The 25309-nt window shown below is 63.3% G+C and carries 32 protein-coding genes and 1 tRNA gene; 26 read left to right on the top strand and 7 right to left on the bottom strand.

Annotation, left to right across the window (positions count from 1 at the left end):
• Positions 1–32: 32 nt before the first annotated feature.
• Complete coding sequence (locus M9945_RS20060) at positions 33–1565, bottom strand: acyl-CoA carboxylase subunit beta (RefSeq protein WP_367945936.1); 1533 nt, start codon at positions 1563–1565, stop codon at positions 33–35.
• 182 nt (positions 1566–1747) lie between these two features.
• Between M9945_RS20060 and M9945_RS20055 the strand changes: the two genes are divergently transcribed.
• On the top strand, positions 1748–3160 hold the full coding sequence (locus M9945_RS20055; RefSeq protein WP_367945935.1) for a short-chain fatty acyl-CoA regulator family protein: 1413 nt from the start codon (positions 1748–1750) through the stop codon (positions 3158–3160).
• Positions 3161–3227: 67 nt separating this feature from the next.
• Here M9945_RS20055 and gstA read toward each other — a convergent pair whose 3' ends face one another.
• Positions 3228–3833: a glutathione transferase GstA gene (gene gstA / locus M9945_RS20050; RefSeq protein WP_367945934.1), complete on the bottom strand. Its 606-nt coding sequence runs from the start codon at positions 3831–3833 to the stop codon at positions 3228–3230.
• 369 nt (positions 3834–4202) lie between these two features.
• Between gstA and M9945_RS20045 the strand changes: the two genes are divergently transcribed.
• The 22 genes from M9945_RS20045 to M9945_RS19940 all read left to right on the top strand — a co-directional run bounded on the left by M9945_RS20045 (position 4203) and on the right by M9945_RS19940 (position 19741).
• Positions 4203–5429: a tyrosine-type recombinase/integrase gene (locus M9945_RS20045; RefSeq protein ID WP_367929069.1), complete on the top strand. Its 1227-nt coding sequence runs from the start codon at positions 4203–4205 to the stop codon at positions 5427–5429.
• Between the two features lie 2 nt (positions 5430–5431).
• On the top strand, positions 5432–5815 hold the full coding sequence (locus M9945_RS20040; RefSeq protein ID WP_367929068.1) for a hypothetical protein: 384 nt from the start codon (positions 5432–5434) through the stop codon (positions 5813–5815).
• A gap of 65 nt (positions 5816–5880) precedes the next feature.
• Positions 5881–6090 carry a helix-turn-helix transcriptional regulator gene (locus tag M9945_RS20035; RefSeq protein ID WP_367929067.1) on the top strand — a complete coding sequence of 70 codons (210 nt, stop codon included), beginning with the start codon at positions 5881–5883 and terminating at the stop codon, positions 6088–6090.
• Positions 6087–6278, top strand: a complete 192-nt coding sequence (locus tag M9945_RS20030) for a hypothetical protein (protein WP_367929066.1) — start codon at positions 6087–6089, stop codon at positions 6276–6278. Before M9945_RS20035 ends, M9945_RS20030 begins: the two co-directional genes overlap by 4 nt.
• Positions 6279–6326: 48 nt before the next feature.
• The gene (locus M9945_RS20025; RefSeq protein ID WP_367929065.1) at positions 6327–6584 is read left to right on the top strand and encodes a hypothetical protein; all 258 of its coding nucleotides are present in this window, start codon (positions 6327–6329) and stop codon (positions 6582–6584) included.
• Complete coding sequence (locus M9945_RS20020) at positions 6565–8007, top strand: AAA family ATPase (protein WP_367929064.1); 1443 nt, start codon at positions 6565–6567, stop codon at positions 8005–8007. Before M9945_RS20025 ends, M9945_RS20020 begins: the two co-directional genes overlap by 20 nt.
• The gene (locus M9945_RS20015; protein WP_367929063.1) at positions 8004–8747 is read left to right on the top strand and encodes a hypothetical protein; all 744 of its coding nucleotides are present in this window, start codon (positions 8004–8006) and stop codon (positions 8745–8747) included. Before M9945_RS20020 ends, M9945_RS20015 begins: the two co-directional genes overlap by 4 nt.
• A 453-nt stretch (positions 8748–9200) precedes the next feature.
• Positions 9201–9617: a hypothetical protein gene (locus M9945_RS20010; RefSeq protein ID WP_367929062.1), complete on the top strand. Its 417-nt coding sequence runs from the start codon at positions 9201–9203 to the stop codon at positions 9615–9617.
• Positions 9604–10812, top strand: coding sequence for a phage portal protein (locus tag M9945_RS20005; RefSeq protein WP_367929061.1), 1209 nt, complete (start codon positions 9604–9606; stop codon positions 10810–10812). Before M9945_RS20010 ends, M9945_RS20005 begins: the two co-directional genes overlap by 14 nt.
• The gene (locus M9945_RS20000) at positions 10790–11164 is read left to right on the top strand and encodes a hypothetical protein (RefSeq protein ID WP_367929060.1); all 375 of its coding nucleotides are present in this window, start codon (positions 10790–10792) and stop codon (positions 11162–11164) included. Before M9945_RS20005 ends, M9945_RS20000 begins: the two co-directional genes overlap by 23 nt.
• On the top strand, positions 11151–12713 hold the full coding sequence (locus M9945_RS19995; RefSeq protein WP_367929059.1) for a phage major capsid protein: 1563 nt from the start codon (positions 11151–11153) through the stop codon (positions 12711–12713). The genes M9945_RS20000 and M9945_RS19995 overlap by 14 nt, the downstream gene beginning before the upstream one ends.
• A gap of 36 nt (positions 12714–12749) precedes the next feature.
• Positions 12750–13103 (top strand): HNH endonuclease, encoded by a 354-nt coding sequence (locus M9945_RS19990; protein WP_367929058.1) that lies wholly within the window; start codon positions 12750–12752, stop codon positions 13101–13103.
• Between the two features lie 157 nt (positions 13104–13260).
• Positions 13261–13587, top strand: a complete 327-nt coding sequence (locus M9945_RS19985) for a head-tail connector protein (RefSeq protein ID WP_367929057.1) — start codon at positions 13261–13263, stop codon at positions 13585–13587.
• Positions 13574–13969 (top strand): HK97-gp10 family putative phage morphogenesis protein, encoded by a 396-nt coding sequence (locus tag M9945_RS19980; RefSeq protein ID WP_367929056.1) that lies wholly within the window; start codon positions 13574–13576, stop codon positions 13967–13969. Before M9945_RS19985 ends, M9945_RS19980 begins: the two co-directional genes overlap by 14 nt.
• Positions 13966–14241 carry a hypothetical protein gene (locus M9945_RS19975; RefSeq protein WP_367929055.1) on the top strand — a complete coding sequence of 92 codons (276 nt, stop codon included), beginning with the start codon at positions 13966–13968 and terminating at the stop codon, positions 14239–14241. The genes M9945_RS19980 and M9945_RS19975 overlap by 4 nt, the downstream gene beginning before the upstream one ends.
• Positions 14234–14650, top strand: coding sequence for a DUF3168 domain-containing protein (locus M9945_RS19970; RefSeq protein ID WP_367929054.1), 417 nt, complete (start codon positions 14234–14236; stop codon positions 14648–14650). Before M9945_RS19975 ends, M9945_RS19970 begins: the two co-directional genes overlap by 8 nt.
• The gene (locus tag M9945_RS19965; RefSeq protein ID WP_367929053.1) at positions 14647–14964 is read left to right on the top strand and encodes a phage head closure protein; all 318 of its coding nucleotides are present in this window, start codon (positions 14647–14649) and stop codon (positions 14962–14964) included. Before M9945_RS19970 ends, M9945_RS19965 begins: the two co-directional genes overlap by 4 nt.
• The gene (locus M9945_RS19960; RefSeq protein ID WP_367929052.1) at positions 14951–15358 is read left to right on the top strand and encodes a phage terminase small subunit P27 family; all 408 of its coding nucleotides are present in this window, start codon (positions 14951–14953) and stop codon (positions 15356–15358) included. Before M9945_RS19965 ends, M9945_RS19960 begins: the two co-directional genes overlap by 14 nt.
• Positions 15315–16922, top strand: a complete 1608-nt coding sequence (locus tag M9945_RS19955) for a terminase large subunit (RefSeq protein WP_367929051.1) — start codon at positions 15315–15317, stop codon at positions 16920–16922. The genes M9945_RS19960 and M9945_RS19955 overlap by 44 nt, the downstream gene beginning before the upstream one ends.
• 9 nt (positions 16923–16931) lie before the next feature.
• Positions 16932–18503, top strand: a complete 1572-nt coding sequence (locus tag M9945_RS19950) for a hypothetical protein (RefSeq protein ID WP_367929050.1) — start codon at positions 16932–16934, stop codon at positions 18501–18503.
• Positions 18500–19195: a hypothetical protein gene (locus M9945_RS19945; protein ID WP_367929049.1), complete on the top strand. Its 696-nt coding sequence runs from the start codon at positions 18500–18502 to the stop codon at positions 19193–19195. Before M9945_RS19950 ends, M9945_RS19945 begins: the two co-directional genes overlap by 4 nt.
• Before the next feature lie 3 nt (positions 19196–19198).
• On the top strand, positions 19199–19741 hold the full coding sequence (locus M9945_RS19940; protein WP_367929048.1) for a GTA-gp10 family protein: 543 nt from the start codon (positions 19199–19201) through the stop codon (positions 19739–19741).
• Here M9945_RS19940 and M9945_RS19935 read toward each other — a convergent pair.
• Entirely contained in the window at positions 19738–19959 is a 222-nt protein-coding gene (locus M9945_RS19935; protein WP_367929047.1) for a transcriptional regulator, read from the bottom strand. The genes M9945_RS19940 and M9945_RS19935 overlap by 4 nt on opposite strands.
• 124 nt (positions 19960–20083) lie before the next feature.
• Between M9945_RS19935 and M9945_RS19930 the strand changes: the two genes are divergently transcribed.
• Both M9945_RS19930 and M9945_RS19925 read left to right on the top strand, forming a co-directional pair.
• The gene (locus M9945_RS19930; protein WP_367929046.1) at positions 20084–20350 is read left to right on the top strand and encodes a hypothetical protein; all 267 of its coding nucleotides are present in this window, start codon (positions 20084–20086) and stop codon (positions 20348–20350) included.
• Positions 20347–20517, top strand: coding sequence for a hypothetical protein (locus M9945_RS19925; RefSeq protein ID WP_367929045.1), 171 nt, complete (start codon positions 20347–20349; stop codon positions 20515–20517). Before M9945_RS19930 ends, M9945_RS19925 begins: the two co-directional genes overlap by 4 nt.
• Before the next feature lie 129 nt (positions 20518–20646).
• Here M9945_RS19925 and M9945_RS19920 read toward each other — a convergent pair.
• Positions 20647–20723 (bottom strand) — tRNA-Pro (locus tag M9945_RS19920).
• A 185-nt stretch (positions 20724–20908) separates the two neighbouring features.
• Here M9945_RS19920 and M9945_RS19915 point away from each other — a divergent pair.
• On the top strand, positions 20909–21289 hold the full coding sequence (locus M9945_RS19915) for a hypothetical protein (RefSeq protein ID WP_367929044.1): 381 nt from the start codon (positions 20909–20911) through the stop codon (positions 21287–21289).
• Between the two features lie 7 nt (positions 21290–21296).
• On the opposite strand, the gene M9945_RS19910 is transcribed toward M9945_RS19915, so the two are convergent.
• The 3 genes from M9945_RS19910 to M9945_RS19900 form a co-directional block, all read right to left on the bottom strand.
• On the bottom strand, positions 21297–22559 hold the full coding sequence (locus M9945_RS19910; RefSeq protein WP_367945933.1) for an O-antigen ligase family protein: 1263 nt from the start codon (positions 22557–22559) through the stop codon (positions 21297–21299).
• Positions 22556–24097 carry an undecaprenyl-phosphate glucose phosphotransferase gene (locus tag M9945_RS19905; RefSeq protein WP_367946026.1) on the bottom strand — a complete coding sequence of 514 codons (1542 nt, stop codon included), beginning with the start codon at positions 24095–24097 and terminating at the stop codon, positions 22556–22558. Before M9945_RS19905 ends, M9945_RS19910 begins: the two co-directional genes overlap by 4 nt.
• 77 nt (positions 24098–24174) lie before the next feature.
• A complete protein-coding gene (locus M9945_RS19900; RefSeq protein ID WP_367945932.1) occupies positions 24175–25302 on the bottom strand; it encodes a glycosyltransferase family 4 protein in 1128 nt (375 codons plus the stop codon).
• Positions 25303–25309 lie beyond the last annotated feature (7 nt).

The following is a 25309-nucleotide window of genomic DNA, read 5'->3' as shown; positions in this document are numbered from 1 at the left end:
CCTATCAAAACGGGCCCACCAAAACGGGCCCATCAAAGCGGAATCGTGTCGTGCTTCTTCCACGGCTGGTCCAGCTTCTTCGTCCGGAGCGCCGCGAAGGCGCGGGCGATGCGCCGGCGCGACGAATGCGGCATGATCACCTCGTCGATGAAGCCGCGCTCGGCCGCCTTGAACGGGTTGGCGAAGTTGACCTCGTATTCCTTGGTCCGCGCCGCGATCTTCTCGGCGTCGCCGAGCTCCGAGCGATAGAGGATCTCGGTCGCGCCCTTGGCGCCCATCACCGCGATCTCGGCCGTCGGCCAGGCATAGTTGACGTCAGCGCCGATATGCTTGGACGCCATGACGTCATAGGCGCCGCCATAGGCCTTGCGCGTGATCAGAGTCACCATCGGCACGGTGGCCTGCGAATAGGCGAAGAGCAGCTTGGCGCCGTGCTTGATGACGCCGCCATATTCCTGCGCCGTGCCGGGCAGGAAGCCGGGAACGTCGACCAGCGTCAGGAGCGGGATCGAGAAGGCGTCGCAGAAGCGCACGAAGCGCGCGGCCTTGCGCGAGGAATCGATGTCGAGGCAGCCGGCCAGCACCATCGGCTGGTTGGCGACGACGCCGACCGTCTGGCCTTCCATGCGGATGAAGCCGGTGACGATGTTGCGGGCATAGGCTTCCTGGATCTCGAAGAAGTCGCCCTCGTCGGCGAGTGCCAAGATCAGTTCCTTCATGTCGTAGGGCTTGGCGGCCGAATCCGGGATCAGCGTGTCGAGCCGCATGTCGGTGCGCTCGGGGTCGTCGTGGAACGGCCTGACGGGTGGCTTCTCGCGGTTGTTCAACGGCAGGAAGTCGAACAGCCGGCGCACCTGCTCCAGCGCCTCGACATCGTCGTCGAACGCGCCGTCGGCGACGGAGGATTTCTGCGTGTGGGTGCGCGCGCCGCCCAGCTCCTCGGCGGTGACCTCCTCGTGGGTGACGGTCTTCACCACTTCGGGGCCGGTGACGAACATGTAGGAGGAATCCTTCACCATGAAGATGAAGTCGGTCATGGCCGGCGAGTACACCGCGCCGCCGGCGCAGGGGCCCATGATCATCGAAATCTGCGGCACCACGCCGGAGGCCAGCACGTTGCGCTGGAACACGTCGGCGTAGCCGCCGAGCGAGGCGACGCCCTCCTGGATGCGCGCGCCGCCGGAGTCGTTCAGGCCGATCACCGGCGCGCCGGCCTTCATGGCGTGGTCCATCACCTTGCAGATCTTCTCGGCGTGCGCTTCCGACAGCGCGCCGCCGAACACCGTGAAGTCCTGGCTGAAGACGAACACCAGGCGGCCGTTGATGGTGCCGTAGCCGGTGACCACGCCGTCGCCCGGATATTTCTGCGAAGCCATGCCGAAATCGACGGCACGGTGGGCGACGTAGAGGTCGAACTCCTCGAACGAGCCCTCGTCGAGCAGCACCTCGATGCGCTCGCGCGCGGTCAGCTTGCCCTTGGCGTGCTGGGCCTTGATGCGCTTCTCGCCGCCGCCGGCCCATGCCTGCGCGCGCCGCTCGGCCAGTTGCTCCAGTATCTCGCGCATCAGATGCTCCCCCGCTTTGCGGTCCAGTGGGCTCTTCCGTTTCAATGCCTTTGCAGGCCGGCCGCAAGGCGGCAGCCTGTTTGCGAATTTCGCATAATCGCTTCCGATGCCGGCGAAAAGACTTGAACGGGCGGAGGTGCGTAAAGTAGGTTTCACAATATTGCAAAAAGCGAAATTGCAAAATGCGAAACACCAAGCTGTTCATCGGCCGAAAGGTGCGGGACCTGCGCGAGGCGAACCGGCTGACGCAGGCGGCCTTCGCCGAGCGCATCGGCATCTCGACCAGCTATCTCAACCAGGTCGAGAACAACCAGCGCCCGGTCTCGGCCGCGGTACTGCTGGCGCTCGCCGAGACGTTCCGCATCGATATCGCCGATTTCTCCGCCGGCGAGGGCGACAGGCTGCTCTCGGCCCTGTCCGAGGCGCTCAGCGATCCGCTGTTCGAGACGTTCCGGCCGAGCCTTCAGGAGCTGAAGCTCGTCGCCCAGAACGCGCCCGGCTTCGCCCATGCGCTGATCGCAGCGCATCAGGCCTACAGGCGCAATTCCGAGCAACTGGCGAGCTTCGACGACACGCTCGGCCGGTCGGCGGCGCTGGCTGAGCCGAGCCCTTACGAGGAGGTGCGCGACTTCTTCCATTTCGTCGACAACTACATCCACGAGCTCGACATGGCGGCGGAGGCGCTCGCGGCCGCGCTCGACATTCCCGAGCGCGATCCGGCAAGCGCGCTCGCCGAGCATCTGGAGCGCCGCCACGGCGTGCGCACCACGCACGACATGCCGGGCGAGAGCCTGCTGCGCCGCTTCGACGCCGAGCGCCGCATCCTCTACCTCAACCCGTTCTCGCCCGCCTCGACGCGCAGCTTCCAGGCGGCGTTCCAGATCGGCGAGATGGAGATGGCCGCCGCCATCGAGGCGATCGTCGACAATGCCGGCTTCCGTTCGGTGGAGGCGCGGGAGATCTGCCGCATCGGCCTCGCCAACTATTTCGCCGGCGCGCTGATGATGCCCTATGCGGCGCTGCAGGATACGGCGCATGCGCTGCGCCACGACCTTGAGCTGATCGCCTTGCGCTTCGGCGCCAGCGTCGAGCAGGTGGCGCACCGGCTGTCGACGCTGCAACGGCCGGGCGCGAAGGGCGTGCCGATCTTCTTCGCCCGCATCGACCGCGCCGGCAACATCACCAAGCGCCACAGCGCCGCCAAGCTGCAATTCGCCCGCTTCGGCGCGGCCTGCCCGCTGTGGAACGTGCATCAGGCGTTCGAGACGCCCGGCCGCATCATCCGCCAGCTCGCCGAAACGCCGGACGGGGTGCGCTATCTGTGCCTCGCCACCGAAATAGCGAAAGGGGGAGGAGGGTTTCGTGCGCCACAACGCCGCTACGCCATCGCCGTCGGCTGCGAGGTCGCCCATGCCGGCGACTTCGTCTATGCCGACGATCTCGACCTCGCCAACCGGGCGGCCTTCGACCCCATCGGCATCTCCTGCCGCATCTGCGAGCGGCCGAACTGCGCCCAGCGCGCGGTGCCGCCGCTGAAGCGGCGGCTGGTGGTCGACCGCAACCGGCGGGGCGCGGTGCCGTACCGGCTGGACTGAAAGCGCACGGCGGCGATCCGCCGTGCGCCGGTTCTTACCTCCGGCCTGCGGGCCGGCTTGGTCTCGTTCAGGCGAGGCCTTCTTCCTGAAGGCTCTTGAGGACGGCGGGGCGCGCCGCGACGGTGCCCATGAACTTCTGGATGTTCGGGTAGGCGGCAAGGTCGATATTGGCGAATTTCGACCAGTTGAGAATGGTCCACAGATAGGCATCCGCCGCGGTGAACGTCTCGCCGGTGAGGTAGGACCTGCCTGCAAGCTGCTCGTCGACATAGCGCAGGCGCTTGCCGAGATGCTCGCGATTGGCGGTCTTGGTCTCTTCGGGCGTGCCGGGCTTGAAGAACGGGCCGAAGCTCTTGTGCAGTTCCGAAGAGACGAAGGCCAGCCACTGCTGGGCGCGATAGCGCGCCATCTCGCCGGCCGGCGGCATCAGGCCCGAGCCGGGCTTCTGGTCGGCGAGATACTGAACGACGAGCTGCGCCTCCGTGAGCGTCTGGCCATCGTCCAGCACGAGCGTCGGCACGTAGCCGTTGGGATTGGTGGCGAGAAAGTCCTGATCGTGCTCGGTCTTCTTGGTCTTGCCGTCCACCTTGACGAGATCGAGCGCGATCCCGGCTTCGTTGGCGACGATATGGGGAGCGAGCGAGCACGCGCCGGGCATGTAGTATAATTTCATTTCAGAGGCTCCATGATGCGGATGACATTCCCTGCCATACCCTTTCGCGGGCAGCAATTTCCCCGGCAGTGAACACTGCGTCCAGATGGGCGGTGGCGGGAGGTTGTTCAAGGCCGCGCGCTTCGGTCGGGCGCGGCCGCCGTATCGATGAAAAGCGGGGATTTTCGAATGGTCGGAGTGGCGGGATTCGAACCCACGACCCCTTGACCCCCAGATTGAAAAAGTGGGTTTTATAGCCTTTCATGGCGTTGGATGACATGGCGCAAACCCGTAGAAATCCAACGTTATGAACCTGAGACCGCTTGACTAATTTCGCCTCGCTTCTAAATTGCTGGCTACAATGTGGCTATAATTTTGGATTGGGCGGTGATGAAGATCACGGCAGACACTGTATCGGAGGCGATGAAATCCGCGCTTCCCAACAAGACGAAATTCTATTTCGACGACGACCTGTCGGGCTTCGGATTCTACCGGACCACGACCGGCACGGGAACATTCTTCGTTGAGTTCCGGCCCGTCGCAGGCGGATCGAAAAAACGCCTGAAGCTTGGCCGGGTGGGTACGCTCAAAGCCAGTGAGGCACGCGAGGCGGCGAGGAAGGCGATTGCGCATGCTGGCCTTGGAAAAGACCTTGCCCAGGATCGTGCCGATGAACGGGCGGGAGGAACAGTGAAAGAGCTTGTCGAGGAATACATCGCGGGGAAGGACATGAAGCAGTCGTCGCGCGATTTCTACACGTCGACGCTCAAGAAGCACATCGCGCCCCATCTGGGTAGCCAGAAGGCGGTTGCCGTCAGTCGCGTCGATGTGCAGCGGGCGCACATGAAAATATCACGGACTGCCCGCTATTCTGCCAACCGGGCAGTGGCGCTCCTGTCTGCCGCCTATGTGTGGGGCAGCAAGCGTGGCATCGTGCCCGAGGGCATAAACCCGGCAGCGTCGATCGACCGCAACAAGGAAGTCGCGCGGGATCGCTATCTTTCGCCCGACGAGATGACCCGCCTTGGCGAGGCACTACGCGAGGCCGAAACGATCGGGATTCCGCACAAGCAATCTGAATCGAAGCACGCGCCGAAAGAGAAAAACCGCACCATTTACGGCCCCCACGTCACTGGCGCGATTCGGTTGCTGATGCTGACCGGCTGCCGCTTGCGCGAAATCCTTAATCTGCGCTGGTCGGAGTATGATGAAAAACGCGGGCTGTTGCTGCTGCCGGACTCGAAGACCGGGAAGAAGACCGTCGTGCTGTCAGAAGCGGCACAGGCTGAGATTGACAGCCTTCCGCGCCTTGGAGCCTTCGTGATCGCCAGCCGCAGCGCGGGCATGCCCGACGAGAAGCCCCGCACTGACCTGAAAAAGCCTTGGGCGGCAATCGCGGGACATGCCGGGATCGATGATGTTCATCTGCACGATCTGCGACACACGTTCGCCAGCGTTGGAGCCGGAGGAGGCATGTCGCTGCTGACGATCGGCAAACTGCTGGGCCACGCCGATGCGACCACCACGCAACGCTATGCGCATCTGCATGTCGATCCGACGCGAGCCGCGGCAAACGCCATCGCCGGCCAGATCGCCGCGGCGCTGGAGGGGAAGTGAATATGGCCAAGCTGCCGCCGAACCTTTCCTTGCAGGCATTCCCTATCGAGGAAGCGTTAGCTGAAGGGCGCAAGGGTGATGCCGAGCGCCTGATCTGTGAAATCCTGCTTTCGGGAAAAGCGGACAATGTAGTTCAGCGCCTTGCCGCCGAAATGATCCGCCCGCCGAAGAAAGGCAAGGGGCGACCTAAGTCGCTGCCGCAGCACTGGTTTGATATCGGGACAGACTTCGACGATTTCCGTAGTCGCGGGATGAAATACGAAGAAGCGATGCGGGAACTAGAACGCCGCTATGGATTTTCAGACGCTACCCTTCGCAAGGCGATCACGTTCTACAATGATGCGAGATCAGCGCATGACGCGGCGACCGCAGAATATTACGATTAGTTTGCCTAAACCGCCTTCGCTTGTTGCGCTATCTACGCCTCACCAACCACGGCAAAGGAGGTGATATGGCATATTTGAGAGTCCCGCAGGCCGCCGAATACATCGGCGTCTCGAAATCTCTTCTCGATAAACTCCGCTGTTATGGCGGCGGGCCGGCGTATGCCAAGCTTGGCACGAGCGTCATCTACAATACCGACGATCTCGATGCATGGGTGGCCGCCCGCCGCATCGAGCCGGCGAATGATAATGTCAAGGAACGGAGGGCAGCAGCATGAAACTGACATTGTATAGCGAGGATTTCAAAGATGGCCGCAAGGTCGACTGGCCGGCGGTTCCGCGCGTCGGTGAGTTTGTCAGTTTTAATTACCGTGGCGGCACGACGACCTTGTCGGTCGACCGCATTGAGTACGCTTGCGATGCGGAGTCAAACGTCACCGAAATTGACGTTCATCTCACATACTAATCATCACGCCCCGGCCGTCATGCGGCTGGGGCAACTCCAGAGGACAATATGCAAATTTTGCAGTTCCGTCATCATGACGGGGACGTTTCCGCGCGCGGTTTTCGCACCGTGGCGCGTTTCGCCGTGGAGGTAGCTCCCGGCATAACCATTCAAGATTGGCAACTGGTTGAAACCCCGGACGGCAACCATCTGGCCTATCCGCCCGCCGGTGCAAACCGCCGACCCACTACATTAATTCGTCCTGAAATTCGCTCCGTCATCATCGACCGGGCCGTGGAGTTGATAAATGCCAAGCACGCAGCCTAGCCCGCTTCTAGACGCTATCAATGCCGCCGACACTGCCAGCCTGGGCGACTGGTTCTATACATCCGCAGCGAAGGCCAAGGGCGTCGTAAAGGTCCGACCGGCTGATATCGGATGGGAAGACTACACCCTATCCGCCGACAAACTCGAGCCGGCCGAAACTGACCCGGCGGACATAGACGAGGCCATGCGGTGGTGCGTGGTGGTCGACGATATTCCCGAATGCGAGGCCGGCACGGCCGCCCTTGTCTATTTGGAGCGCGAAACTGGCAGCGCCATCATAGCCGCGCTTTCCGGGCCTGCGCATGACCATGACGTAGCAATCCGCATGGTCGCACGCGACCTGAAGGCAGAGCAACGGAACGCACCGGCCCGCAAGACCCTACGAGAGACCGTGCCGCTCCCCAAGGCCGCGAACGACAATCGCCCTGCCACCGCCGTCAATGCGCAGTCGCTGCTGTCGATGGATTTCCCGCCCGTCGTGTACGTCGTGCCCGGCGTCATCACGGAGGGTCTGACCATCCTTGGCGGCCGCCCGAAGCTCGGCAAGTCGTGGCTCGCCCTTGGCGTATGCATCGCAGTTGCCACTGGCGGCGCCTATCTAGGCGCGGAATGCGAACGGGGCGACGTGCTATACCTCGCCCTTGAAGACAACAAGCGCCGGCTACAGGGGCGACTAACCACACTGCTGCCGCCCATGAAGTCGCTCCGTCCCGACCTGTCGCAGCTTGAACTGGACACGGAAGCTCCGACGGTCGATGGCGGCTTAATCCAACGGCTTGATGCTTGGCGCCTCGCTGCAAAGAATCCCAGGCTCGTGGTTATCGACACACTGGCAATGGTGCGCCCTGCAAAGAAGCGGACACAGGATAGCTACGAAGCCGATTATGCGGCGTTGTCGCCGCTCCAGCGGTGGTCCGGCGAGCATGGGCTTGCCGTCGTCGTTGTGACGCACGTCCGCAAAATGGAAGCGTCCGACCCGCTCGAAATGATTTCCGGCACCAACGGTCTGACCGGCGCGGCGGATAGCATCCTGGTGCTCAACCGTGATGCGGACGGCCCGAAGCTGTATGGCCGCGGTCGCGATATCGAGGAACTGGAAAAGGCGCTCCGGTTCGACAATGGGCGCTGGTCTGTTCTTGGCGACGTTGATGAGGTGAAGCGGAGCGCGGAAAGGCGTGCCGTGCTTGCCGCGCTTGATGATGCCGTCGGTCCCATGACGCCGGCCGAGATTGCCAAAGTCATCGGCAAACCCAAGGGCAACCTGAATGTACTTTTGACTAAAATGGTGAAAGACGGCGAAGTCGTAAAAGTTGCCTACGGCCTTTATGCGCACCCCGGTAAGACCGGTAAGACCGGTAAGACTTCAAAGGAGTCTAATCACTCTAATCAGTCTAATGTGGGTATACAGAAGGACGCGGCGTGACCGCCTCCATCGGCCACAACGGCGGCCCGCCGCTGGACGAGCCGGTCACCGTCAAGAAGCCGGACGAGCCGTGGTATGACCTGCGGCTTCTGCGCATGAACGGGAAACCGAAGAACCCCGTAGACCGCCTGACCAGTCGCACGCCGCTATGGAACTTCACGGACGACGAGAAGCCATTTCTCGGCCGTCGCATTCGGGGCCGGAAGGACATTGACAATAGCCTGAATGGCGGCCCGCTCCGCCACCAGAAGGTGACGCCGTGGCGGCCCGTGCCGATGAAGCCGCGCCCCGTCGAGGGGCTTGGCCCGGTTGCGAACGCCAATGCAACCCAGCGCCTGCCATACATGGAGGAGGCCAAGGCGGGGCGCATCACCGATGAGCAGGCGGAAGCCATCAGCAAGGGCGTGGCGGTTCGCTCGTCGACGCCGCCGGCGATCGCTGCACGCCTGAACGGCGTCCTGCAACAAGCGCGGGCGGGCGCGGAGATGAAGGAACTTGCACCGGGGCACCTCGATATTGCGGTGAAGCGGCTGGCGGAGGCCGGCAGGATCGTGCTCCGGTGTGCCGTCGATGCCGCCATGGCCAGATCGGAGGGGAAGGTTTACGCGCTCGCCACCGCAGCGTCGGCGGACCTGCTGGCCATGGTCAAGAAGGCCCGCGGCGGCGCTCGGAGCGGCGCAGGCAGGAAAACCAAGCAAGCAAACGATAACTATTTGATTGAACACAGGAAATCGGCCTGAGTTGCAACTAACGCGCATCCAACTCCCCTATAACGGGGAAGGTATTTTCTCAACAGAGCGGCGTATGGTATAAGTTCCTCATATCTGCGACCCTATTTAGGTAGGGGGCGCTGCTCGTTAGTGCGCATTCCGGCATCTCGCGGGGAGTAATAGTAGGAGGGGGAGGAAATAAATATCCTCCGCCACAGCCGAAAAACTCAATGAAATCAATGGAGCCGATTTTCAATCGGCAGGGGGTCCGAGAACTGACCCGAAATCACCCTGAAAAGTGACATCGGCCAAAACTTTTTTTCTGCCCCACCCACATTCCCAAATTCCAATCAGCCCGTCCTTATTCCGGGTTGTAACGGTGCGCGTTCATCGCTGCGCCCACGCCCGTCTACCGGGTTTTGCTCCTCCTTCCCGGTGGACGCGCGGCTATTTTTTGACCTCGAATCTTACAGGTGAAACACCATGTGGCATCGCCGCACCTATTCGGCCGATGACGCCGCGCGTCTGTGCGGTGTGTCGCGCAACCACCTCGACGTAATCCTTCACCGCTCCGGGCCGATGATCGACCTCGTATCGGAGAAGGTCGGACGGAACCGTCTATTCGCACCAGCCGACATCGCCGTCATCGCCGTCGCCCACCAGATCGAACGCGCTGGCCGCTCGTGGCTGCAGGCTATCGGCATTGCGTTCGAGCATCTGGAAGACCCGCCGCCAATAGATGCCATTCTAGTAGCGCCTGTGCCCGGCAAGGGCTGCGGGCCGACGCGCATCATCGCGGACAGGGACGTCAGCCGGCTCCAAGTGGATCGGCCACTCATTCTCATTCCCATAGGCGCCATATGCGCCAGTATTAATGGAGGCGCCCATGTGGCCCTTTAGCAAACCCGCCGCGCCGCCCGTTGAGGCGAAGTCCGGCACCGCAAGCCCGAATGACTGGTTGCTCGAACTATTCGGCGCTGGCGTAGCTGGCTCGCCGCAGGTTTCCCGCAGCGTGGCACTCACGGTTCCTGCCGTTGCCAATGCGGTGAAAGTCATTTCGGAAAGCGTCGCAACGGCCGCCCTTACCGTCAAGCGGCATGTAGGCGATCAGGAAGTCGATGTGCCTGGCCATCCTGCGCTGGCCCTGCTCGCCGGCGAGGCTAACGGCTGGACGTCGGGCTATGAGCTTATCCGGGACCTCACCGCGCAAGCTCTTTCGCAGGACGCAGGCGGCTTGGCGTGGGTTAACCGGGTGCAAGGCCGGCCTGCGGAAATCATCCGCTATGACGACGGCGCGATTACCGTCGAGTATTCGAACAAGGGCACCGGCGAACCGACCTACCGCATAGGCGGCAAGAAGATTCGCAGCGCGGACATTATCCATGTCCGGTCTGGCTTCAGCCGCTGCCCGCTTAGCTTGGCGCGTGACGCCATCGCCGCCGCGAAGACGATGGAGCGCTACGTGGTCGCCTTCTGGGCGCAGTCGGCACGTCCGGGCGGCGTTATCACCATGGACAAAGGTCTCGGTGATACCGGCGCACAGAAAATGCTCCAAGGCTGGAAAGCGGCCTTCAGCGGATCCGAAAACGCGGGCCGGACGGCGGTATTGTGGGACGGCGCGAAATGGTCGCCCATGACCATGACGTCGGTCGACGCTCAGCTTCTGGAGCTTCGGAAATTTCAGCTTAGCGAGATCGCCCGCGCCTTTGGCATCCCCCAACATATGCTAGGTGTCCTCGATCGGGCCACATGGGGCAACTACAGCCAGGCTGCCCGCGAATACCTCACCAGCACCGTCCTGCCGTGGATGCGCGCCGTCGAAGCCGCGCTCAACCGCACGCTGCTCACTGACGCAGAACGCGGTGAATATCGCTTTGCCTTCGACCTCGACGATTTCAGCCAGGGCGATTTGGGCGAGCGGGCCACGGCGATCAGCACGTTGATTACCGCGCGGACGATCAACCCGAACGAGGCGCGCGATTGGCTCGGCCTGCCTGCACGAGAAGGCGGCGACGAGTTTTCCAACCCGGCCATCGAGCCATCAACATCAACAGAAGAAAGGACCAGCGCCAATGAAAGCGCAGTTCAACAATAGCGAGCACACCTTCCACATCGACCGTGCCCACGTTCCATTTTTGGAGCACAGCTTGGGCCGTGGCCTTTACAGCGTCTTGACGGATTTCACCGAGGGCAGATGGACGTTCCACGACGTGGCAATTGTCGTTTCGTTCGCGCTGCATGGGCCTACGGGCTTCGACAAGCACGCCATTTCCAGCGCGCAGCAGGCCATCAAGATGAGATTCGCGCCTGTCTATGGCGCGCGATACCGCGCGCATCCCGACGTGATCGCGACGCTCGAAGCGGAAGGCCACGGCAATTACGCGCCGCTGGCTGCGGACGTGTTGACGGAAACTGTTTTTGGAAAGGTGGCGGATGACGCAGCTTGATTTCGTAGAATGCAAGGCGAGTTTCCTTGCCGATGACACGGGCCGCGTGACCGGAAAGGCGTGGGACTTCACCTCGCCTGACCGCGTCGGCGACGTGATCGAGCCTGCCGCTTTTGCCGGCGCTGTCGGCAAGTCGCTTCCCATGCTTTTCGCCCATGACCAGGCGCAGGCCGTCGGCGTGTGGGACCAGATCGCCGTCGAACAGGACGGCCTTAGCGTCAGCGGCAAGTTGCTTGTCGATGACGTTTCACGAGCCAAAGAGGTGCGCGCGCTTCTTCAGGCCAAAGCGGTCACGGGCCTATCAGTAGGCTTCATGACCAAGAAGGCGGCGCCCCGAAAAGGCGGTGGCCGCACCATCAGCGACTTGGACCTCGTCGAGGTGTCGCTTGTTTCCGTGCCGGCTCATGACCGTGCACGCATTTCCAACGTTAAGGACATGTCTATGACTGCCAACGCAGCTCTCAACACCGAAAATACCGAAACCCCCGCCGCTCCGGCTGCCGCCGCTCCTGCGGTTGACACCAAGGCGCTGGACGCCATTCAGAAGCGCCTCGACGCGATCGAGGCCAAGGGCAATCGCCTTGCCGCCGACAACGACAATGGCGACGACGACACCAAGCTCGACACGAAGGCCATCAGCGAGTGGGCGAAGTCGGGCCGCCTGAACGACATGGACGTTAAGACGCTTGTCGTCGGCACGCCCTCGGCTGGTGGCTACACCGTCACCGACGACTTCCGCGCCGAGATCATCAAGCAGATCACGGAACTCAATCCCATTCGTCAGCTTGCGAGCGTGACGAGCACGGGAACGAACAAAGTTCTGTGGCCGGTTCTGGCCAGCGATGCCGAAGGCTCGTGGGTTTCCGAGGTTGCATCGCGCACGACCGATGAGCCGACCTTCTCTCAGGTTGCAATCGACATCTTCGAGCATGGCTTGATCGTACCCATCAGCCGCCAGCTTCTTGAGGACTCCGTGGTCGACATGGCGGGCCTCCTCGCCGAGCGTATCGCGGTTGGTTTCGCGAAGGCGGAAAGCACCGCGTTCCTTACGGGCAGTGGCACGGGTGAGCCTTCGGGTATTCTCGATGCGCTGGCCAACATTGCCGGCGAGAACGACTCCGCTGACATCCTCGACGATATCATCGACGCTTTTTATGCCTTGCCGTCGCAGTATGCGGCGCGTGGCTCGTGGCTCATGAACCGCCCGACGATCGCGGCTATCCGTAAGGCTGCGGACCTGTCCGATAATCGCAATGGAATTTGGTCCGACAGCCTTGCTGTAGGCACGCCCGCCCGCCTTCTCGGTGCGCCGGTTTACGAGGCTCCTGGTCTTGACACGCACGGCGCGACCGCATCTGGAGCCGCTGGTGCGTCCGTCATCTTCGGCGACATCTCCAGCGCCTTCCGCATTGTGGATCGCGTGGGGCTGGACATCCTGCGCGACGACTTCACCGGCGCTGCCAACGGGATCGTCCGTTTCCATGCCCGCAAGCGTGTCGGTTCGGCTGTGGTGCAGCCCGAGGCGCTGGTCGCCATCAAGACGGCCTAGTGGAGTTGGGGAGCCTTCGGGCTCCCCGCTTTCCAGATGGCCAATCGTATAACGCCCTGCGGCTGCAGCGTGCCCAAAGGCACCAAGTGCATCCACGAACAGGCGCGCGCGACGGCACGCCAACGGGCCAACGATGCGGAGCGTGGTAGTGCTGCTAGCCGAGGCTATGATGCCGAGTGGAGCAAGCTGCGCTTCCGCTTCCTGCACCACAATCCACACTGCTGCATGTGCGGTGCGAAGGCCACCCACGTCGACCACATCAAGAGTGTACGCGAGCGGCCGGACCTTCGATTAGAGCCATCTAATTTAAGAAGCATGTGCGGCCCGTGCCACTCGAGGCGGACGGCTAGAGATCAGTCGCCGGGTTGGGGTGGCGGTAGGACGCAGTAAGCGGCCCAAGCCACCACAACCGGCCCGTTACGGCACAACCGGGGGTGGGCGCGCAACTTTCTTGCGCGGCTCCCTGACCACCCGCGCCTCCACTTTCGCAATTCACTGTAAATCAGATTTGAACCGTACCGCACGGTACGTCAACAATAGGTGAACAATGGCTATCGTCGACCTTGAAGACGTCAAATCGCACCTGGGAATCCTCGACGACGCCGACGATTCCCTTATCAGCGGCAAGATTAATGCCGCCCAGGCATGGCTTGAAAGCCAGCTTGGCTACAGCATCGAAGACGAGTACGGCGGCGACTCGCCGGTCTACTATCCCGCTGATCTTGTCGAAGCGGTGCGCCAGATGACCGCCCATATGTACGAAAACAGGGAGGCAACCGTCGTCGGACTGTCGATCACGGAGACGCCTGCCGCCGTTGCGGACACGATCCGCAATCACCGCCGCTATTGGGGTTTCCCGAATGGCTCGGAATAGAGACCTCGACGGCCTGATACGGGCGCTGGAGGCCATCCCGAAACAGGTCCGCAAGGCCATCGACCCCGCCATAGACAAGGGCGCGGACGAGCTTGTCGCCCGTATGAAGTACCTGGCGCCCGACGATCCGGCGACCAGCGGCGCGGACCTCAAGTCGAACATCAAGAAGGTGCGGTCGAACGTGCCGCTTGCGGTGCGCGTGCAGGCGATCGACGAGAACGCCGAGGGCGAAGATAACGCGCTCTTCCAGGAATACGGATCCACCACGCGGCAGGCCCAGCCCTACTTCTGGCCGTCCTACAACACGCTCAAGAAAAAGGTACGGCGGCGCGTCGACAGGGCGATTTCCAAGGCCGTCAAGGATGCATGGAGCAAGCCATGATTACGATCGATCACGTTGAAATTGTGCGGATCAAGAAGGCGAACGTCGCCGGTGTGGGCAGCGATCTGGTGGCGGTGTTCGACGCCATCGTCGGTCCCTTCCGCCTGCGCAATGGCCAGATAAGGCGGCGGCACGCGGACGGTGAACTGTTCGCCCAGACGCCCGGTAGAGGCTCCGGCAGCAACGCCGATTCCGCGGGCATCAACATGCGCCACTGCCCGGAACGGGAATGGGTGTGCGCGAAGGTTCTGGAGGCGTATCGCAATGTCTGAAGCCAGCCTAGCAGCCCAGCAGCTTGCCGTGCAGGCGCTGCGGCAGAACACCGGAATCGATAGCCTGGTGCCGCACGAGAATATCTTCGACCGCCATGCGCGCCCGGAGGTGTTTCCTTGCATCTTGATCGGCGAGGCGCAGACCGTGGGCGACGACATCGATTGCGCCGACCTCTCCGAGGTGTACCTGACGATGCACATCTGGACGCAGGAAAACACCTTCTCCGAGTGCAAGACGATCGCAGGTGCCGTGCGTCGCGTCCTGCGCGATCTTTCAGACACACGCGACGGGTTTGCCTGTGACTTCAGCTTCGAGTCCGCGAACTTCATTCGCGATCCCAGCGGCGAGCATAGCCATGGAATCCTGACGTTCGTGGTGCAGGTAGAAGACACAGTGGGTGTGATATGAGAGCCGGACGCCTGGACCAGACAATTACGCTCCGCAGCGTCACCTACGAAGATGACGGTTACGGCGGCCAGGTTCCCGTCGAGACGGACTTCGCGGACCTGCGCGCGCAGATAATCGAGGAAAGCACCGACGAGTTCGTGCGCAATTACGGCGTGTCGACCGAGCGTCTGCGGATTTTTCGGACGCGCTGGCTCGACGGCGTGACGCTCGACATGACCGTCGTCCATGACGGGCGATCTTTCAACCTCAAGCAGATTAAAGAAATAGGCCGGCGTCGCGGGCTTGAATTGAGGTGCAGCCATGCGGGGCCGTAAGGCGGAGATACGGGCGCTCGACGGCGCTTTGTCTGTAGCGCCGCGCTGCCCTTCATGGATGCCGAAGCACGCCAAGGCGGAATGGGCGCGGATTGTTCCGCAACTGGTCGCTGATCGGAAGCTTGCCGCTCACGAGGTGCAGTCGGTGGAGTCCTACTGCCTGTCGGTGGCGCGCATCCGGGAAGCGGAGACGATCATCCAGCGCGAGGGCATCACCTATATCGGCCCGGACGGACAGCCCAAGCGGCATCCCGCAACGGCCATCTTGAAAGAGCATCAGGAAGCCGCGCGGCGCCTGCTTATCGAGCTTGGCGGCACGCCGGCCAGCCGAGGAAAGAACAAGGGCGGACATGCAGGAACCGGCGAAACTTCCGAGTTTGGGGTGGATATTTGATGGCAGCGAAATCCCCGACCCGCAAGGCAAGGGCGAAGCGGCAATCAAGTTCATCCGAGCGTTGCGACACCCAAAATCAAATCTTCCGAAAAATGCTTTCGCGCTGGACGAGTGGCAGGAGCGCATCGTCCGACGCATCTACGGCGACGTCAACGAGGACGGATCGCGCAAGATAAACGAACTGTTCCTGATGGTGGGGCGCGGGAACCGTAAGACCTCGCTAATGGCGGCGTGCCTGATGCTGCATCTTTGCGGCCCGGAACGCCTGCCCATGTCGACGATCGCGTCGATAGCAAACAGTCGCGAGCAATCCGCGCTCACCTTCAAGGAAATGGCTGGAATCTGCCGTGCAACGCCTCGCATTCTGGAGGCGGTCCATATCCAGGATACCGAAAAGCGGATCACCTACCGCAAGCACAACGTATCCTATGAGGCGTTGTCGTCAGACGCCAAGGGCGCGCACGGCCGCACCGATGTTGTGGTGTTCTGGGATGAAGGCCACGCCGAAACCAAGTTCGACCTGCTAGAGGCTGCCGAAACCGGCCTCAACAAGTCGCCGAACACGCTGCTTCTGTCGGCTTCCACGGCTGGCATAGGGCAGCTTGGCCCGTTCTATGCCAAGTATGACCATGCGCGGAAGATCGTCGACGGGCGGATTACCGACGAAACCTTTCTTCCGATCCTGTTCGAAGCGCCGGCAGACGTCGATTTCCGCGACGAGGAATGGCTGTTTGCGACCAATCCCGGCCTGGCGCATGGCTATCCGAACCTCAAGAAGCTGCGCCGCTATATCGAGAAGTGCGAGCACAGTCCATCGGAGCGCGAGTCGTTCAAGCGGCTGCATCTGTCGTGCTGGCTCGACGGCGCTGCCAATCCGGAGTGGGATTTGGCTATCTGGGACGAAGGCCACGGCGTCGTCGACCTAGAAGCGCTGCGCGGCCGCAAGGCGTGGATTGGCGTCGACCTGTCGAAGCGTATCGACCTTTCGGCGGTGGCCTGCGCCATCGAACTGGATGACGAGAAATTTGCCCTGCACTGTATGGGCTTCTCGCCGGAAACACAGCTAAGGCGCCGCGCAGATGAAGACTCCGCGCCGTATGCGCAGTGGCGGGACGATGGGTGGCTCACCGCGACCGAGGGCGACATCGTCGATTACGCCACGGTTGAGGGCCACATCCGCATGTTGTGCGACATGTTCGAGGTGCAGGAAGTCGTCTTCGACGTGGCGATGGCCCGCGAGATGATGGAGTCGCTGGAGCGCGACGGAATCCCGGTTGCGGCATTCCCGCAGACGCTCATGAACTTTGCCAAGCCCGTCGACACGTTCGAAGACCTGTTTTTGAACCGTCGCCTTGTTCATGACTCGCCGCTGTTGCGATGGGCTGTCGGCAACACAGTCATGATGACCGACCAGAACGACAACCGCCGGCCTCACAAGAAGAAGTCCGCGGATCGCATCGATCCAGCCGTCGCCAGCATCATGGCCGTGTCGCGCGCCGCACAAGGCGCATCGGGCCGTTCGTCCTACGACGACGCCGACGACAACTTTCTCAGCTTTGTATAGGAGCCACACGTGGCCAACCCCGAATCCAGAAAACTCATGGTGGATGTGGTCGCCCGCATTTCCACCCTCGAAAAACAAATGGCGAAAGCCAAGGGCGTCACCAATAAAAACTTCGGCGACATGGAGAAGCGCGGCAAGCAATTCCAGACCCGGATGGCCGGCATCGGCAAGGCCGCCTTCGCGGGCTTTACAGCAGGTATTGCGGGCGTCGGCGTTGGTGGTGCGGTTGCTGCCTTGCGGCAGGTAGCATCCAGTGTCGCCGACATCAGTAATGAGGCCGCCCGCGCCGGCGTAACCACCCGCGTTTTTCAAGAATGGCAAGCCGTTGCCGTCAAGGCCCGCATCCCGATGGATGCGCTCACCGATGCCTTCAAGGAATTGAACATCCGCGGCGACGAGTTCGCCCAGACCGCGAAGGGCAGTGCTGCAGAAGCCTTCGCCCGCCTGGGCCTGACACCTGCCGAGGTGAAGGAGCGCCTGAAAGACCCCGCCGAGCTCATGCTTCTGCTGATCGACCGGACGCGGCAGCTTAAGGATACGGCGGCGGCAACGCGCATCTTCGATGAGCTATTCGGCGGCACGGGCGCGGAGCGGCTGGTTTCGCTGCTTGGTCAGTCGACGGACGAAATCCGCGCCACCATCAAGGAGGCGCACACGCTCGGCAACGTGCTAGACGATAACATCATCAAAGCCGCCGAAGAGGTCGACAAGAAGTTTAACCAGATCACGCACACGGTCGGGCAGAACCTGCGCGGCGCTATCGTGTCCGCCTATACCGCGTTGCAGGACTTCATCAACGCCTTCAACGGTTTTGAGGCGCAGCGATCCGTCAAGCTCGATGAACAGCTTGCCCTTCTGGGCAAGGAACGGCTTCAGATCGAGAAAGAGATCGGCGCTCTTCGGGAACGCCAACGCAGCGGTCAGGGCGCCGGTGACGGCATCTGGGGAACGTCGCTTGGCGAGTCCACGATCGGCGAGGCGATGCAGGCGCATGAGCGTCGCATGGAAGCTATTGCAGCCGAAGAAGGCGCCATCCTGAAGGTGCTCGAGGCCCGCCGCGCCGTCGACACGCCTGCCGCAACCGGAACCGGATTCACGCCGACCCCGTACACACCGCCCAGCACAGGTGGTGGTGGGCGCGACAAAGCCGCGGCGCAAGCCGAACGTGAGGCTGAAGCAGTGCGCAGGTTGATCGGCGAGCTTGAGCACGAGTTGCGGCTTGTCGGCGCTACCGACCTTCAGCGAGAGACGGCCAACGCACTGCGCCAGGCTGGCGCAGCGGCCACGGCCGAACAGGAAGCGAAGATCATTTCGCTGGTTGCGGCCATCCACGCCGAGGAGGAAGCCACCCGCAAGGCGACCGAGGCTGCGCAGGAATTGCGCGATGTCGGTCGCGACGTGTTGGGCGGCTTCATCAACGACATGGTGCAGGGAAAATCCGCTGCGGATGCGCTCGCCAGTGCCCTGCAAAACGTCGCCAATCGCCTGCTCAACTCCGGGCTGGATGCGCTGTTCGGCCTTGGCGGAGGTGGTGGCCACATGGGCGGTCTTTTCACGATGAATTACAGGAGCGCAGAATGAGCGCATATTATGCGGTAGCCTATCCAGATCGAGTCGAGATCGCCACGGACGGCGCGATGTACGATGACGACGGCACGGTCATCGACCTTCGATACAAAGCTTGGCACAGCGATACCCTCCCGCTTGCCTGGGCGGGCCGTGGCAATACCATCATGGTCGACGGCATCGGGATCATGTTGTCAGCACTCGCCGGGCTTGGCTCGGTCGACGCAGTTCTCGACGCATTCTCGCGCGCGCTGTTACGTAACGAGCGCCTGCGCGAGATTCCCATTGACGGCGTGATCGGCAGCATCTCCGGCGACGGCGTGCCGCAGTTGCATTGGTTTACGACCAGCGATCTATTCGAAGGCTACGATCCGCTCGTGCTGTACGACGTCGGGCCGGAATGGGCGGGTGGGCCGCATCCGCATCCGTCGACGCTGGCCGACTACGGTTTCCCGGATCGCATGGCCACCAGCACGCTCGGCGAATCTGCGGCCGATCTATTTGAGGCTCTCCGCGCTACCCGGATGCAGCATTTGGCGCATCCCAAGCAGCCTTGGATTTACGGCGTCGGCGGCCACGTCGACCTCACCACGGTGCGGGCTTCGGGCTGCACCACTGAGCGGCTGCGGACCTGGCCCGACGTCATCGGCGAGCCGATCGATCCGGCGCGCAAGGGCCGGGAGCCGGGATGGCTGGAGGCGGCGTAGAAAATGCGGCCGGTATTGAACACGATCCACGGGAGGCGCCTGGCTATGCGCCTCCCGCTGGCCGGACTCTTCGCCATCGAGGAGGAAACGGGCAACCCAGCATGGGAAGCGCTGCGCGACCTAATCGGCGGCGGCTTTCGCATCGAGCATGTGGAGTCGGTGCTTTTCCATGCCGTCCGCTTCGGCAGCGGTGAAGATGCGGCGCTCGACTTTATCGAACGGGCGCGCATGGGCCGTGTCCCGCTGCTACGGTATGTCGGCCCGGCCGTTGAGATTCTCGCGGCAGCCCTGACCGCCCCGGAGCGGAAAGCCGGTGGCACGGCGGGCAGCAGCGCTGAGGGCGGTGGCACCGGGAGCGGTGGCGACCCGCTCAACCGTACGACATGCTATCGCACGGGGCTCGCCATGGGTTTGCGCCCGCAGGATGTCGACGCACTCACCCTGTGGGAGTTCATGACAGCGGTCGAGGCGTTCATGTCGAACACGCCAGGGCGCATGTCGGAGACCGAGAAGGACGAGATATGGGATTGGTTGAAGGCGGGTTAGCCCGCCTTCACGAGAACGCCGACCCAATCGTCGTCCGTTATGAATTTTGCCCCGGCCCCTTCATAGGCGCGCTGGATGTCATCAAGGGTGCGCTCCCTCGCATCTTCGCCTGCTTCGATCCGGGAAATAGTCTGCGTGGAGACCTTTGCCATTGTGGCGATATCTCGAACGCCGAGTTTCAAGGCTGCCCGCGCCATGCGGCTTTGCACCGGGTGCATATGTCATCTCCTCTCATGTGGTGTTTTCACGTTGGTGGCGTGAAATCAGCTTGACGTGGTGAATCGTGCTGATATAACTACCTTGTAGTGATTTCACGCATTTCGCGCAAGAGGAGCCTATGCCATGAACGCGCATACACCACCGCCCACCACCCGCAAGCCTTCCTGGATCGAAATAGACGGCGCGATCACGACGCTGGAAAAGGCGGCCCGCATCCTGTGCTGGCTGACCGAGGAAGTCGAGAAGAACGTTGGAGCAGTGAAGAAAGATACGCCCTTCGGTTTCTGCGAGACCTTCGACGATCTGGCGGTCGAACAGGCATACCGCGTGAAGGCGCTGGTCGAGACGCTGAAGCGCGAATGGGCGGAGTATGGGGAGGACGCAGCATGACCGCTCCCGCCCGAGACCGCATAGTAGGTTACAAAGGCCCAGCCCGCGTCAATGATGGCGATCACGTCACCTACGAGTACGAGCGCCCAGACGGAACACGCTATGAGCGTGATTTCGTATTTGTCATGACCGACGCCGGAAAACGTTCGCGGCACGACGCCGACTGAAACCTACCAATCAACACCAGCAGGCCCGTCGTCAGCAATGGCGGCGGGTATCTGCTGACAGATTTGGCTACAATGTGGCTATAAATTTTATAGCCAGAAATCAAAGAGCCGGTAAGCCTTTGATTTTAATGGTCGGAGTGGCGGGATTCGAACCCACGACCCCTTGACCCCCAGTCAAGTGCGCTACCGGGCTGCGCTACACTCCGGACCGCGGGAAGCCTTATAGGCTGGCGTGTTGCTACGCAAGGGCTAAATCGGCCGCGAGCGCGGCCCGCGCATGCGATCTTGACAGGTTTCGCGCGGCGTGCGCCTCTTGGCGTTACGCAAGGGCAATCGGGGTAGGGCCATGTCTTTCATTGCAAGGGCTTCGGGCGTCGCAAGGGCTTTGGGGGTGCTGGTTGCATCCCTCGCCACAGTCGCGACCGCGTCGGCGCAGAACTATGCCGGCCAGTGGCGCTGCGAGATGGCGAACCAGACCGTCTCCAACAACGCGTTCGAGAACTGGATGTACAGCTTCTCGCTGTCGCTCTACGGCAACGGCTCGTTCGACGCGCAGGGGCAGTATTACGCGCAGACCAACGGCTTCAACATGCCGTTCCGGGCGCAGGGAAGCTGGGAGGCCGTCCAGGGCGGGCTCCTCGCCAAGGGGCAGGAGCAGCGCCAGGGCTACAGCGGCGCGTTCTTCCTGGCGCTGACCTATTACGGACCGGGCAACATGGGCTACCGCACGTCGACCGCGAACGGCAACCTCGCCATGGCCTGCCGGCAGTAGAAGTCCGTCAACGCGCGGGGGCGGCTCGGCGGCCCGCTGCCGCGCGCGCCGCGTTCTGGTGGCGCGCTTCCAGCGCCATCGCGCCCCAGATCAGGCCGACCAGCACGTAGAAGTGCCGCCAGTGGTCCATGTCGATCACCGTGCCGAGGAGGAGGTGGCCGATGAAGACGACATAGGCGCACAGGAGATAGGGCTGCCAGGGCCGGTCGCGGAACAGGATGCGGAACCCCCCCGCCAGCGTCCACGCCACCAGCGCGACGAAGGCGGCGAAGCCGAGCCAGCCATAGTCCATCAGCGCCTTCAGCCAGATGTTGTGGGTGTCCTCGCCCAGCAGCCGGCCGAAATTCAGCGGCCCGATGCCGAGCGGGTTCTCCATCGCCATCAGGAAGCCGTCGCCGAAGCGGGCGAAGCGGCCGCTCTCGCCGCCGTCATAGGACTGGACGAGGCGGGCGCGCTCGGCGAGGAACTCGGCCGTGCCGGGAATCTGCAGCGCGACGACGATGCCGCCGAGGATGAAGGCGACGGCGAGCGCGCTCATCAGCGCGACGCGCAGACGGAACAGCCCGCTGGTCGATTGCAGGAACAGCGCGCCGACGAGCAGCACGAAGGCGACGAGATAAAGGCCCCACGCGCCGCGCGAGAACGACAGGAAGATGCCGCCGGTGATCACCGTCAGCAGCGCGCCGTAGAGCGGCATGCGCCGCGCCGGGGCCGTGAGCAGGCGATAGAGCATGTAGACGCCGGGCAGGGCGAGGAACGGGCCGAAGACGTTGGGATCGGCGAAGGTGCCGCTGGCGCGGCCGTAGCGCGTGAAGGCCTCCGCGCCGGGGAACAGGCCGAAATAGCCGGCGATGCCGAGCGTGGCGACGATCAGCGCCGAGGCGAGCCATGCGCGGAAGATCAGCGTGTAGCGCGCATGATCGGCCTCGAGGATCGCGACGAAGAACACGGCCGACAGCGACAGGAACAGGGTGACGCCGATATAGAGCGGCGTGTCGTGAAGGTCGCTCATGGTGCTCATCGACAGGACGCCGCCGATATTATAGGCGACCAGCAGCGTCAGCAGGATGGCGGCATGGCGCGAAAGGCGCATGCCGAACAGCGCCCACACCGCGATCAGCCCGACCATGAACAGCTCGTAGGGCGCGGGCTCGTTGATGACGAAGCCCTGCAGGAAGACGCCGACCGCTATGCCCGCCGAGGCGAGGAGCGAGACCGCCTTGGCCTCGACCGCCGCGCGCGGCAGCCCGTTGGCGGTGACCGCGCTCAATAGGCGTTTTCCGTTTTCAGCAGGCGCAGCGGTGTCAGGAACAGAATCTTGAGGTCGAGCCACAGCGACCAGTTCTCGATATAGGCGAGGTCGAATTCTGTGCGCATCAGGATCTTGGTGTCGCTGTCGGTCTCGCCGCGCCAGCCGTTGATCTGCGCCCAGCCGGTGACGCCCGGCTTGACGCGGTGGCGGGCGAAGTAGCCGTCGACCACCTCGTGGTAGAGGCGGTCCTGCGCCTTGGCGGCGGCCGCGTGCGGCCGCGGGCCGACGAGCGAGAGATCGCCCTTCAAGACGTTGAAGAACTGCGGCAGCTCGTCGAGCGAGGCCTTGCGGATGAAGCGGCCGACGCGGGTGACGCGGGGGTCGCCCTTGGTGACGAGCTTCGCTGCGGCCTGGTCGCTCTGGTCGACATACATCGAGCGGAACTTGTAGACCTCGATCGTCTCGTTGTTGAAGCCGAGCCGCTTCTGCTTGAAGAGGGCCGGCCCCTTGCTGTCGAGCTTCACGGCGAGCGCGGTCGCCAGCATCACCGGCGAGAAGACGACGATGCCGAGGAGGCTGAAGACGATGTCGAAGGCGCGCTTGGCGACCGAGTCCCAGTCGTGGATCGGCCGGTCGAAGATGTCGAGCATCGGCACCGAGCCGAGATAGGAATAGGTGCGCGGGCGGAACTGGAAGCGGGTGGAATGGGCCGACAGGCGAATGTCCACCGGCAGCACCCACAGCTTCTTCAGGAGCGACAGCACCCGCGCTTCCGCCGAGAGCGGCAGCGATACGATCAGCATGTCGATGCGGGTGATGCGCGCGAACTCGATCAGCTCGCTGACGGTGCCGAGCTTGGGATAGCCGGCGACGATGGGCGGCGAGCGGCGGTTGTCGCGGTCGTCGAAGATGCCGCAGATGCGGATGTCGTTGTAGGGCTGCTTCTCGATCGAGCGGATGAGCTTCTCGGCCGCCTGGCCGCCGCCGACGATGACGGCGCGGCGCTCCATCCGGCCGTCGCGCGCCCAACGGCGCAAAAGGTGCGCGACGATGAGGCGAAGCACGGCGAGGAGGGCGAAGCCGGCGAGGAACCACGCGCCGGCCCAGAAGCGGGAGAACTCGTCAGAGACCTTGAGGAAGAAGCCGCCGAGCGCGGTCAGCGCCAGCGCGCCGATCCACACCGGCAGGACGATGGCGGCGGTCCTGAGCGGGCTGTAGAGCCGCGCGATCTGGTAGGCGTCGGTCAGTTCGAGCAGGATGACCGCCAGCGACGAGGCGATGAGGATCAGGATCGGATAGTGCCAGTCGGTGACGACGTGGAGCCCGAGATAGGCGAAGCCGATGGCGTAGCCCGAGACCATGAGGGCCGCGAACTCGACGAGACGCATGATGCCGCTGACCATCGCCGGCGACAGCGTGTCGTGGCGGTACTGCGCCGCGATCTGGCGCGCCATGGCGTTCAGCTCGCCGGTTCCGCCGCTTTCGGGGCCGGATTGCGCGGCGAACGCGCGGATGGCGGCGGCGGTGTAGCGGTTGGCTGGATCGTTGCTGGTCATGGGCATGCGGTATCCGGAAGGGCCTGCCCTTCCTTATCCGAAAGCCGCTAAGGAAACCTTGACGGCCGATGGCCGGTTCAGCGTGCCAGCGCCAGCCGGTAGGCCGCCTCGACCCGTGCCGCCATGGTCTCGACGCCGAAGCGGCCGCGCAGGTCGTCGCGGGCGGGCATCAGCGCCGCATGGGCGGCCTCGTCGCGTATCGCGCGCGCCATCGCCGCCGCGACGGCCTCGACGTCCGGCGCGACGAGAGCGGGGGAGGTCGGGCCGAAGATCTCGGGGATGCCGCCGACCGCGGCGGCGATCATCGGCTTGCCGGCGGCCAGCGCCTCCAGCACGATATAGGGCATGGCCTCGGCGCGCGACGGCACGACGACGAGGCGCGCGAGCGCGAAGGCCTCGCGGGCCGGCATCGGCGGCAGCATGCGGATGCGTTCCCCGAGGCCGAGGCGTTCGATCCGGGCGGCATAGGTCTCCACCTCGCCGGAGCCGACCATGACGGCGGTGAGCGGCCGGCCGGTGGCAGTCGAGGCCCTGTCCAGCGCATCGATGAAGATGTCGGTGCCCTTCAGCGCCCGCATCTCGCCGATATAGAGGAAATCGGCGGCGTCCGGCGCCGGCGGGACGGGATCGAACTCGGCCGGGCCGAGGCCGTTGTAGATCACCTCCGACGGCGCTTTCGGCCCGCCGATCTTCTGCGCGAAGGTGCGGCGCTCGAACTCGGAGACGAACAGGAAGCGGTCGCTCATGCGGTCCATGAGCCGCTCCAGCGCGAACAGCGCCTTGCCCTTCACTGTGGCCGGGTCGAAGTGCAGGACGCCGCCATGCGGCGAATAGAGGCGGGCTACGCGAAACCTGGATACCCGCAGGGCTGAGCCGAAAATCCGCGCGAGCGCGCCGCCCTTGGCGCCGTGCCCGTGCAGCACGTCCGGCCGCAATTGCTTGACAAGTCGATAGGTGCGCCATCCGGCGGCGATGTCGCCGGGGCCGATCGCGCGGCCGATCGGCATGCGCGTGACGCCGAGCGCCAGCGAGCCGGCGATGGCGTCGAAATAGCGGTCCTCCAGCGCGCCGCCGGTCGTCGAATCGCAGATGAAGCCGACCTGGTGCCCCGCCGCCGCCTGCGCCACCGCGAGGTCGCGCACATGGCGGAACACGCCGCCCACCGGCGCGCGGAAGCAATGGACGATGCGCAGGCTGGTCGCCACGGAAACG

Source organism: Aquamicrobium sp. (assembly GCF_023954335.1).
Classification (GTDB): Bacteria; Pseudomonadota; Alphaproteobacteria; order Rhizobiales; family Rhizobiaceae; genus Aerobium.
This window is presented reverse-complemented; position numbering and strand designations above follow the sequence as displayed.